At 43.3% G+C, this 10534-nt stretch carries 8 protein-coding genes; all 8 read right to left on the bottom strand.

The window, feature by feature from the left end:
• Positions 1-64 precede the first annotated feature (64 nt).
• Positions 65-1990, bottom strand: coding sequence for an endonuclease MutS2 (locus tag ACOMA8_RS06255; protein WP_421369390.1), 1926 nt, complete (start codon positions 1988-1990; stop codon positions 65-67).
• Positions 1991-2306: 316 nt separating this feature from the next.
• Positions 2307-2687, bottom strand: coding sequence for a winged helix-turn-helix domain-containing protein (locus tag ACOMA8_RS06250; protein WP_421369388.1), 381 nt, complete (start codon positions 2685-2687; stop codon positions 2307-2309).
• A 95-nt stretch (positions 2688-2782) separates the two neighbouring features.
• Positions 2783-4174, bottom strand: a complete 1392-nt coding sequence (locus tag ACOMA8_RS06245) for a uracil-xanthine permease family protein (protein ID WP_421369386.1) — start codon at positions 4172-4174, stop codon at positions 2783-2785.
• 281 nt (positions 4175-4455) lie between these two features.
• Positions 4456-5901 (bottom strand): uracil-xanthine permease family protein, encoded by a 1446-nt coding sequence (locus ACOMA8_RS06240; RefSeq protein WP_421369384.1) that lies wholly within the window; start codon positions 5899-5901, stop codon positions 4456-4458.
• 142 nt (positions 5902-6043) lie between these two features.
• Positions 6044-6409, bottom strand: a complete 366-nt coding sequence (locus ACOMA8_RS06235; RefSeq protein WP_421369521.1) for a RidA family protein — start codon at positions 6407-6409, stop codon at positions 6044-6046.
• Positions 6410-6647: 238 nt separating this feature from the next.
• Positions 6648-7580, bottom strand: coding sequence for a carbamate kinase (gene arcC / locus ACOMA8_RS06230; protein WP_421369382.1), 933 nt, complete (start codon positions 7578-7580; stop codon positions 6648-6650).
• Positions 7581-7805: 225 nt separating this feature from the next.
• Positions 7806-9005: a knotted carbamoyltransferase YgeW gene (gene ygeW / locus ACOMA8_RS06225; RefSeq protein WP_161900679.1), complete on the bottom strand. Its 1200-nt coding sequence runs from the start codon at positions 9003-9005 to the stop codon at positions 7806-7808.
• 204 nt (positions 9006-9209) lie between these two features.
• Positions 9210-10532, bottom strand: coding sequence for a YgeY family selenium metabolism-linked hydrolase (locus ACOMA8_RS06220; protein WP_161900680.1), 1323 nt, complete (start codon positions 10530-10532; stop codon positions 9210-9212).
• Positions 10533-10534 lie beyond the last annotated feature (2 nt).

Genomic DNA, 10534 nt, shown 5'->3' with positions numbered 1-10534 from the left:
GAGTGGATTCGACCTTGTTAGGTGCTTTTTCAATCTGAGCTAAGCTTGTTACAAAGGAAAGCTATTATTTTCCTTCCACAGTATTGCTTCGGCGTTTGGCATTCTTACGCAGTTGTTTCTGAGCCTTTTTTGAACCTCTTTCCAAGTCACGCAGGAATTTTCGTTCCCGGAAGTCAGTAAATAAACTATCTAGGTCATAGCCTTGCGGATAAAGCTCTGCAGCCGGCATCTCTAGTTGTAATCGGCGTAAGGGAACTGTCTGCAGTTTTTTATCTACCAGAATACGGCCTTCGTTAGTGTCCTGCAGCTCATAAAACAAGCCAATGGCACCCGTTTCGGTCAGCAAAACGCGATCACCTTTTCCAAATGCTGGTTGGGCTTCTGCTTTAGCCTTTACTGTTTTGCTACTGTTTTTAGCGAACGTCTTTTTCAATGTGGTTGGCGCAGTACCTTTCAGATAGGTTGCCGCTTTAGCCAACAACCCACCAGACAAGCCCTTTTCTTTTGCAATCCAAAACGCATTGCTTTCCCCTACTTGATCCATCAAAAGTTCGTATTTAGGAGCCAATGTCTGGGCATCAAAAGCCATTGCCGCTGTTTTGAAATCCTCGTGGTGCAGCGCAAAATCTTTAATCTCTCCATAGTGGGTCGTGGCAATGACCAGAGCCCCCTGCTCATAAAGAGCTTCCATGACTGCAATTCCCAGCGCCGCACCTTCTTTAGGCTCAGTTCCGCTGCCAATCTCATCTACCAATACCAGACTGCCTCGATGACTGCGACGAAGAATGCCACTGAGGTTTGCCATATGACCGGAAAATGTGCTCAATGCATTTCCAAGATCTTGTTGGTCGCCAATATCGATTTCAATATTTTGCAAAATCGGTAATGTACTTCCCCCCTCGTGATGAGGCAATAGTCCTGAAGCGGCCATCAGGCAAAGAAGCGCGATGGTTTTTAGCACGACCGTCTTCCCCCCAGCATTGGGACCCGTGATGACCAAGCCCCGATTTTCTTCGCCTAATTTCAGATGCAGAGGAACGGCCTCTGAACCTAAAAGTGGATAACGCGCACCATTCAAATAGATTTCTTCCCGATCATTCACAGACAGCATCCGGCCATCGATTCGCCGGGAATATTTTCCACGAGCCAAAATAATGTCAAGTTCCCCAAGAATCTCGCGACTGTAGTCTATCTCAGAAAGCCGCTCAGCAATCAATCCTGTCAGTCCTGCCAAAATCTGATAGACTTCCGCCGTTTCTTCTGCTTTGGCCATAATCAGCTTATCATTTGCTTTTGCAACTCCCGCCGGCTCGATAAACACTGTCGTTCCCTTATTGGAGCGCTCAATAATATTTCCTTTGATCCGGCTCTGAAACTCGGTTTTTACCGGTAGAGTAAACCGTTCTTCTTTGATGATCACCAATCGATCTTGCAGGTATTTCGTAATGGTAGGATTTTTGAGGAATTTATCCAATCCCTGCTGCAAATCTCTTTCAATCGTATGGATTCGCCCACGAATCTTTCGTAGTTCCCGAGAGCTATCGTCTTTTAAACGACTGCCACTTACGGCTTGTTCGATTTCGGTAGTAATTTCCTGGAAATCTCCCAATCCCTCCGTATAGCGGTACAACACCGGTAGCTGAAAACGATTGGTTTCAAAAAGTTTGCGAATCATGCGAAAACTGCGGAGGAAATCGCCGTATTCTGTTAATTCTTCCGCTTCTAAGATCTGTCCTCGTTTGATTTTTTCTGTCAATCGGCTGATATTGGCCATGCCCATAAAGGGTACATGTTGTCCTGATCCCAAAAGCGCCATGGCTTCTTGTGTTTCCAACAATCTTTTTTCTGCGGTTGGTAAATCTTTGGCAGGCAATCGTTTAGCAAAATCTGCCTTTGCAAAATCGCTGATAATTAGTTGTTGGACTTCTGCTAAAACATCGTTAAAACCGCTCTCTTTGTATAATATTTCTTTGTGATTATCGCTAGTCATACTGTTCCCTTCTCATTTCAGCGCGGCTGTAAAATTACCTTTAGCTCGTTTCATAATTGTAATCAAATTAACGCTGATTGATTGAGTCTTTTTAAAAAGAAAAAAAACGAGAAGACAGAATCTACCTGTCTTCTCGCTTGATCAATCATTGATTACTGATTTATCAGGTATCTGCAGGCACGCCAAAAAAACTTTGCTATTTTGGCTTAAATTGCTTGATTAGATACCTGTCACACTCACAAAACGTCCTTCTTTCTGAAACGAGTTCTCAAAAAGAGTATAAAGGATTTTCCCTTAAAAGACAATCCCGTTCTTATCAAGAATACTTTTCTTCAGCCTCAACTTCCACTAACAGTTCATGAAAGCTTTCCGTAAATCGCTTTGCTAAGTCCTGCTTTGCCATTTCATAAAAGTCTTTATAAGCTTCTAACAAGCTGCGGCCAGCCGGAGTTAATCGGGAACCACCACCGCTAGCCCCGCCAACATTGGATTCGATTAATGGCCGCCCCCACTCTGCTTCCGCTTTTTGAAGGATCCGCCAGGCTTTATTATAAGACATGCCCATTTCTTTTGCGGCACCTGATAAAGAGCCCGTCTTATCGATCAGTTCCATCACTGTCACGACACCGGGACCAAAAAAGACTTCTTTGCGTTTAATTCGCAAGGTCATCACAAAATCCAATGGCTGTTGCTCCATTTTATTATCCTCATTTCTTAAAAGACGTTTAAACGACTATTCGCTTTTCGTGACTGGTAGGCGACTGTTTGTCTTAGTTGATCACTTACCTTTGACTAATTGACCTCTTGGTGGACTTCACAGGTTTCAGTGCGATGCTCCAATTCCGCTGTTGGTTTAAGTTTTTTAAAAGGCTTATTCAAAATCAAGTTTAGCAGAATGGCTAAAATTGTCGTTAAAATAACTTCGGAATGTCCAAAAATCGTAGTCACCCATTCCGGAAAACCGCTAAGAGCTCCTTCTGACATAACGATCCCTGCACCAAAAGCTAAAGAGAGTCCTACGACAGTCGTATTCTCTGTCGTGAGTTTTTCGTTTGCAATCGTCCGGATACCGGTCATGGCAATCGTTGCAAAAACTGAGATTGTCGCCCCACCGATGACACCATAAGGAATGGTTGTCAGTATACCCGCAATTTTAGGTAAAAAACCAGCCAATAGCAAAATAGCAGAGGCAAAAACAAGAATAAATTTGTTGACGGCTTTGGTTGCAATAACCAGGCCGACATTTTGACCAAAGGTGGCACAAGGAACAGAGCCGAAAAAGCTCCCGACAAAATTAGTCAAACCACTTCCCATAATAGCGCCGGAAAGCTCTTTATTTGTCGGTTCCCGATCCATCGCTGAAACTGTCGTGGCAGTAAACTGACCAACAGATTGCACGGCATCCACCAGAAACATCACAACCAAAGTCAGTATCGGAACAATTTTAAATTCAAAACCAAAATGCATAGGTTTAATCATTTGAAAAAGCGGCGCAGTCGTTACCGGTTCAAACGAAACAATGCCCATAAAATACGCCAAGATATAGCCTACCACCATCCCTACTAGAATCGAGGAAAGCTTCAGCAAGCCCTTGCCAAAATTGTTCAAATAAAAAACCACTGCAAAGGTCACTATAGCTACCAACCAGTTATGGGGCGTTCCATACCAGGGATTTCCGGCACCACCAGCCATATATTTTATCGCAACTGGAAATAAAGACAATCCAATACTTAAAATCACAGTTCCCGTGACAATCGGCGGAAATAAAATGCGGAGCTTATCAATAAATAATCCAATAATCACGACTAAAATACTACCTACTAGCTGAGCACCAAAAATTGCTCCAATTCCAAAGTCTGCACCAATGGATAATAAAATCGGAACATAAGCAAAGCTTGCCCCCATCATTACTGGAAGTCGTGCACCGAAACGTCGAAACAAGGGAAACAGTTGTAACAGTGTCGCCAGTCCAGAAAAGACTAATGAGGTTTGAATGATCAATCGGGTATCCGCCGCATCCAGTCCACAAACTTTTGCGATCATCAATCCTGGTGTCACAATACCGACAACTGCTGCGACGACATGCTGCAGCCCTAGAGGTACTACTTCCTTGAAATCCGGGCGCCCATCAAATTCGAACAATTTGCTACTTCCGCCATTTTTTTCTTCTTTCGTGATTACCATTTCATTTGCCTCTTTTCATTTGACAGCACTGTCATTTGCCATCTATTTGCCCCACGATCTTGTGCTGGGCAGTTCGTAGACACGAACTTATGGAAGGCCGTTGCCTACCTTGCATAAATTCATCTCCCATTTTTACGCTTGAGGTTACCATTCCGTTAGCAAGAAAGCGGGACAATAGTTGTTTTTACTCCCTCTGCCCCGTCTTTCCAACTATCCGGATAATCGTCATTTGCAGTTAGTTGCGGTTTAAACTAGCAAACCTGATAGGATTGAGTTATAAATCAGTTTTCGGTATTCCGATCCGCTGGTGTTTCCTTCAACAGCAGATTCAAAAGGATCGCTACAAGTGTTGCTAAAACTACCGGTGAGGTTCCGATAGCGGTATACAGTTCTTGGGGAATAAAGTGCATCCCTGCATTCCAAGCCTCTGTACACACCGCCGTAAAGCCCATCCCGATGGCAACCGACATGCCTACAATCGTCAAATTACGGAAGGTCATGGGTTGTTTAGCAATCAATTTTAAGCCGTTCATCGTAATCATCGAAAAGACTGATAAAGTGGCTCCACCGATTACCGGGTAAGGAATCGTTGTCAAAATTGCTGATAATTTTGGAAAAAGCCCGGCAATAATGATTACGACTGCAGCTGTGGTGAAGACGCGTCGGGCAATAACCTTATTAGTAGCAACGATTCCCACATTTTGTGAAAAAGTAGCTGTCGGCGGTGCACCAAGAATAGCCCCCATGATATTCATGAAGCCATACCCGATAATTCCTCCTTGAAGCTCTTCAGTTGTCGGTTCGCGATCCATCCCGCCAACTGTTGTTGAAGTCAAATCACCAATCGCTTGAATAGAGTTGACAATAAACAAGATAATAAACGAAATAATGACAGCCGGTTCAAAGCGTAAGCCGAAGTGCAGCGGTGACGCTACCTTCAACCAATCCGCTGAAGCAACTTTGGCAAAATCTACCATCCCAAAAGGAATTGAAATTACATAACCGACAACCATAGCAAACAAAACACTGGAGAGTTTGGTGATCCCCTTGGTGAAATTGTTTAATATGAAAGCGGTCGCCAAAGTGATAATTCCCACAAGCCAAAACTGCCACGCACCCCAAGGTATCATCTGACCATTTGCCATTGCGACTTCAGCAGTTACACTGCCGGCGCCCCCCATATACCGTAAGGCAATGGGATACAACGACAAGCCGATGACAAACACAACTGTTCCAGTCACGATAGACGGAAAGAAGCGTTTGATGACTTTGATTGTCAGACCCAGCAAAATGGCTGCCACGCCCCCTACCAACTGGGCACCTAAAATAACTGCAACAGCTTGTTTGGGGTCATTTAATGTCCCTGAGTATAAAGCTGCCACTGCAGACATCGTGGGCACATAGGCAAAACTTGCTCCCATGATGACCGGCAAGCGTGCGCCTAGTTTTCCAAATGGTGCAAAAAGCATCAGCAAGGTGGAAACACCGGAGACAATCAATGACATTTGAATCAAGATAACCCGATCTGGCTCAGTTAGTCCGGCAGCACCGGAAATTACCAGTGCCGGCGTGATACAACCAGCAATCATGGCTACCACATGTTGGAGCGCTAGAGGTAAGGTTTGGCCAAATGACGGCTTGCCCTCCCATTTAAAAATTTCTTGTTTATCTGTTTGAACTGCTTTGTTATCAAATAAGTCGCGTTTGTTTTCCTTTGTGTTATCCATAATTTTCTCCAATCTGATATGTATTCCTGAGAAAGCGTGGCACCGGCGCTCAAGCGTTTTCAAAAAAAGAATACATCATGTTGTTTTTCCGGCACCACATGATTCCTCAAAGGTCAAACTCGATCAGGTTTGCAACGTCAGCTTATTTTACCGCAACAACTTCAATTTCGAATTCACCACCCAAAGGCAGCGATTTAACGGCTACGCAAGAGCGTGCCGGTTTCCACTCACTAAAGTATTCTCCGTAAATTTTATTTACCTCAGCAAAATCACCCATATTGGTTAAAAATACCGTCGTTTTGACAACATCGGTCAAGTCGTAGCCTGCTTCAGCGAGGATTGTTTCTAAGTTTTTGAATCCTTGCTGCGCTTGAGAAATAACTCCCTCAGCTAGCTTGCCAGTTTGGGGATTAATCCCTAACTGCCCTGAAACGTAAATTGTATCACCGGCAATTACCGCATGGGAATACGGACCAACAGCAGCCGGACCTTTTTCAGCATTAAACATTTTTTTCAAATTGATAACTTCCTCTCATGAACATTACTGAATTTCCTTGAAACATTTTTATAGCTAACTTCTTTTTATAAACGACAATTAGGCTATAGCAATACTTCCTTATAAAGAGTTAGTGGAAAGTCACTAGTGAATATTTTCACGTTATTTTCGCCACGTTTTTCTTGTCTTGTTTATGAAAAGACGGAAGTGCCACCGCCTTTACCGGTGACGCTTCCAATAACATTTATTCTCAGCCGACAATCACTGTACCCGTTTTTCCAGCTAAGCCGTCTTTGGCTTTTTCCAATGAAGTGATTAGCGTTTTTTTGCCTGGTTTTGCAGCAAAGTTTAGCCCTGCTTCTACTTTTGGCAACATTGATCCTGGTGCAAAGTGATTTTCACCAATATATTGTTTCATCTGATCGACAGTGACTTCACCAAGTTCTTTTTGATCTGGTTTGCCAAAGTTCAATGCGACTTTTTCCACTGCTGTCAAAATCACTAGCTGATCCGCATCAATAGTTTCTGCTAACAATGCTGAACAGTAATCTTTATCGATAACCGCTGGAACACCTTTTAAGTGGTCATTTTCTTGTTTGATGACTGGAATCCCCCCGCCACCACAACAAATTACCAGTTGGTCTGCTTTCAACAGAGTATCAATGGTTTCCAACTCAACGATTTCTTTTGGTTTAGGAGAAGCCACTACGCGACGATAGCCACGCCCAGCATCTTCCATAACCGGAATACCCTCAGCAGCTAATTCGTCAGCTTCCGCTTTATCCATAAAACGGCCAATAGGTTTAGTCGGTTTGTTAAAGGCTGGATCGTCTTTATCCACCACCACTTGCGTTGCTACCGTAATTACCGGTTTGTGGATGCCCCGATGCAGCATCTCTTCTCGCAAAGCATTTTGCAAATCATAGCCGATATAGGTTTGGCTCATCGCCACTGATACAGACAATGGAACTGGTGGATATTTTGAAGGATCCTTTTCAGTCAACTCATCCATAGCCAGTTGAATCATACCAGCCTGCGGGCCATTGCCGTGAACCAAGATGACATCATGGCCTTCTTGGACCAAATCAACGATGGATTTTGCTGTTTCTTTAACAGCTTCCATCTGTTCAATCAAATTATTTCCCAATGCGTTGCCCCCGAGTGCAACAACGACTTTAGCCATAGTGTTTGCCCCTTTTCAACGTTTTACCAGAAGCCTAAAAAATGGTGAAGTTAACACCACGTTCAAAGCTCTCTTAAAATAAAACGCTTTCTATTTTTTGAATATCAACAGCGTCGCAACTCTCTAACTCCTATGAGATAAAAAATTGATTTTACTTTCAAAAAACAGCTAGGCAATGGTCAGCCGCATGCCTCAGCCGCCATTGCCCAGATGCTTACGCTTTACTTATTTCTCAGACACTGTACGTTCTTGTCCACGCGCTTCTAATTGTTCCAACATTTTTGCTGGATCTTTAAATTTGCTCAAGAAGATCATTGCAGCGATTACGTAAGGTTTATTTGATGCTTGACGGTACAATTCGTCACGGTAGCGATCAAATACAGAGGCGTCAACTTCCCCTTCTTCTGCTGAAACGCCTGTGATGTCTGCTGGAAGCGGATGCATATACAATGCTTTGCCATCTTTCGTAAGTTTCATCATTTCTTCTGTACATGCCCAGTCTTTAAATTTTGCGTTATCGGCTAACAACTCTTGTTCCAATTTGTCGATGCCATCAAAATCTCCTTGACCATACAATTCAGTACGTTTTTCCATCGCTTCAAATGGTGCCCAGCTCTTACAGATAACAACATCTGCGTCGGTAAATGCTTCTTTCATGTCATTTGTCCGAGCATAAGAACCACCGGATTCTTCAGCGTATTTTTTAGCAATTTCTTCGACTTCTGGCATTACTTCATAGCCTTCTGGATGGGCCAAGACGACATCTGCCCCAAAGCGGGTCATCAAGCCAATGGTTCCTTGAGCTACAGACAATGGTTTACCATAAGACGGTGAATATGCCCATGACATGACGATTTTTTTACCCTTCAAGTTTTCGATGCCGCCTACTTCATGGATAATGTGGTTTAAATCAGCTAAAGCTTGAGTCGGATGGTCTTCATCATCTTGCAAGTCAACTAGAATTGGGCGCTGTTCCAAAATACCATCACGATGGCTTTCTTTAACAGATTCAATGACTTCTTCCATATAGGCAGCACCTTTACCGATGTACATGTCGTCTCGGATACCGATAACATCTGCCATGAATGAGATCATAGTCGCTGTTTCACGAACAGTTTCACCATGAGAAATTTGTGATTTTTTTTCGTCCAAGTCTTGGATCGCCAAACCTAGCATGTTACACGCAGAGGCAAATGAAAAGCGCGTACGAGTTGAATTGTCTCGGAAAATAGATACTCCTAGTCCAGAATCAAAAATCTTAGTTGAAATATTGCGTTCACGCAAACTGCGCAAAGCATCAGCAGTTGCTAAGGTTGCACGAATTTCATCGTCTGACTTTTTCCACGTTTGCATAAAGTCGTTTTGATACATTTTAGAAGTATCTTTTTTGTCAATTGCATTTACCAGTTCTTTAAAATCTGCCATGTTTAGTAGCTCCTTCATCAGTAAGTATTATAAATAATTGGGACTGGTTTCGTTAAAGACAAAAGATGTTGCAATCTTATAATTAATTTTTAGGAGGAAATCAATAGTGTCCTCTGAAAAGCCTGTCGTCTTTTCAGAGGACGAACAAAGCCGCATCGATTAGTCAAAAAACGATTCCCGTCAAAAACGATTCATACGAGGGTATTACTTAGTATTATTGGTGTAGACAGTTGGCAGTGCAGCATAGACAGCAGCACAGCGAACCAAGTCTTCTTTCCAAGAAATTTCATTAGGTGCATGGGCTTGATCTTCAGCACCTGGGCCAAATCCGATACAAGGAATACCATTGCGACCCATAATTGAGACACCGTTTGTAGAGAATGTCCATTTATCCAACAATGGACGTGCTTCACGCATCTTAAGTTGAGTAGCTGGACCTTGACGTTTTTCACCATACAGGTTGTGGTGAACTTCCATCAATGCTTTGGTTACTTCGTGGTCTTCCGGAATTACCCAAGTTGGGAAGTAGCATTCGATAGGATATACCATACCAGTGTAGCTTGGACGATCGTAGTCATACATGGATACGACAACATCTTCCCCATATTTCTTAACAGCTGGCAATTGGCGAATTTCTTCCAAACAGCTTTCCCAAGTTTCGCCGGCAGTCATCCGACGGTCCAATGAAACAGAACAACCATCAGCAACCGCACAACGAGATGGAGAGGAGAAGTAAATTTGAGAAGTAGTCACTGTCCCACGTCCCAAGAAACGGGCTTCTTCCCAATGTTCAGGGTTCCATTTTTCATGGAGCATCTTTTCCAATCCGATGATTGAAGTAGATTCTGTATAGCCATTGTTGTTTAACGCCCGCACGTCATTTAAGATATCTGCCATTTTGTAGATGGCGTTGTCTCCACGTTCGGGTGCAGAACCGTGAGAAGAAACACCTTTAACATCGATGCGGATTTCCATACGTCCCCGTTGTCCACGGTAAATCCCGCCGTCAGTTGGTTCAGTTGAAACAACAAACTCAGGACGAATACCGTCTTCTTTGATGATATATTGCCAGCACAAGCCGTCACAGTCTTCTTCTTGGACAGTTGCAGTGACTAAAACTGTGTATTCATCATTCAACAGGCCCAAATCTTTCATGATTTTCGCACCGTAAACGGCTGAAACAATCCCACCTTCTTGGTCAGAAGTCCCGCGGCCACCGATTTCAGTTTCGTTTTCGTAGCCTTCATATGGATCAAAATTCCAGTTTTTAATTTCACCAATGGCAACTGTATCCATATGTCCGTCAAATGCTACCAAACGTTTACCAGTTCCCATATAGCCCAACAAGTTCCCTTGTTTGTCAAACTCCACTTTGTCAAAGCCGAGTTTTTCCATTTCTTCTTTGGCGCGGTTCAGTTTGTCACCTTCACCGGAAGATTCTCCAGGGATACGTACCAAATCCCGCAAGAATTTGACCATGTCTTTTTCATAACCAGCTGCTGCTTTTTTTATTGCTTCGAATTCCATTT

Source organism: Enterococcus infantis (assembly GCF_049166715.1).
GTDB lineage: Bacteria > Bacillota > Bacilli > Lactobacillales > Enterococcaceae > Enterococcus_C > Enterococcus_C leclercqii.
The sequence above is the reverse complement of the archived record's forward strand: the minus strand, read 5'-3'. Positions and strand labels throughout refer to the sequence as shown.

What these genes read in the sequence shown, in the direction of transcription:
- ACOMA8_RS06220 (WP_161900680.1), bottom strand. Translation starts at nt 10,532, where the DNA reads ATGGAATTCGAAGCAATAAAAAAAGCAGCAGCTGGTTATGAAAAAGAC.
- ACOMA8_RS06250 (WP_421369388.1), bottom strand. Translation starts at nt 2,687, where the DNA reads ATGGAGCAACAGCCATTGGATTTTGTGATGACCTTGCGAATTAAACGC.
- ACOMA8_RS06240 (WP_421369384.1), bottom strand. Translation starts at nt 5,901, where the DNA reads ATGGATAACACAAAGGAAAACAAACGCGACTTATTTGATAACAAAGCA.
- arcC (WP_421369382.1), bottom strand. Translation starts at nt 7,580, where the DNA reads ATGGCTAAAGTCGTTGTTGCACTCGGGGGCAACGCATTGGGAAATAAT.
- ACOMA8_RS06235 (WP_421369521.1), bottom strand. Translation starts at nt 6,409, where the DNA reads ATGTTTAATGCTGAAAAAGGTCCGGCTGCTGTTGGTCCGTATTCCCAT.
- ACOMA8_RS06245 (WP_421369386.1), bottom strand. Translation starts at nt 4,174, where the DNA reads ATGGTAATCACGAAAGAAGAAAAAAATGGCGGAAGTAGCAAATTGTTC.
- ygeW (WP_161900679.1), bottom strand. Translation starts at nt 9,005, where the DNA reads ATGGCAGATTTTAAAGAACTGGTAAATGCAATTGACAAAAAAGATACT.
- ACOMA8_RS06255 (WP_421369390.1), bottom strand. Translation starts at nt 1,990, where the DNA reads ATGACTAGCGATAATCACAAAGAAATATTATACAAAGAGAGCGGTTTT.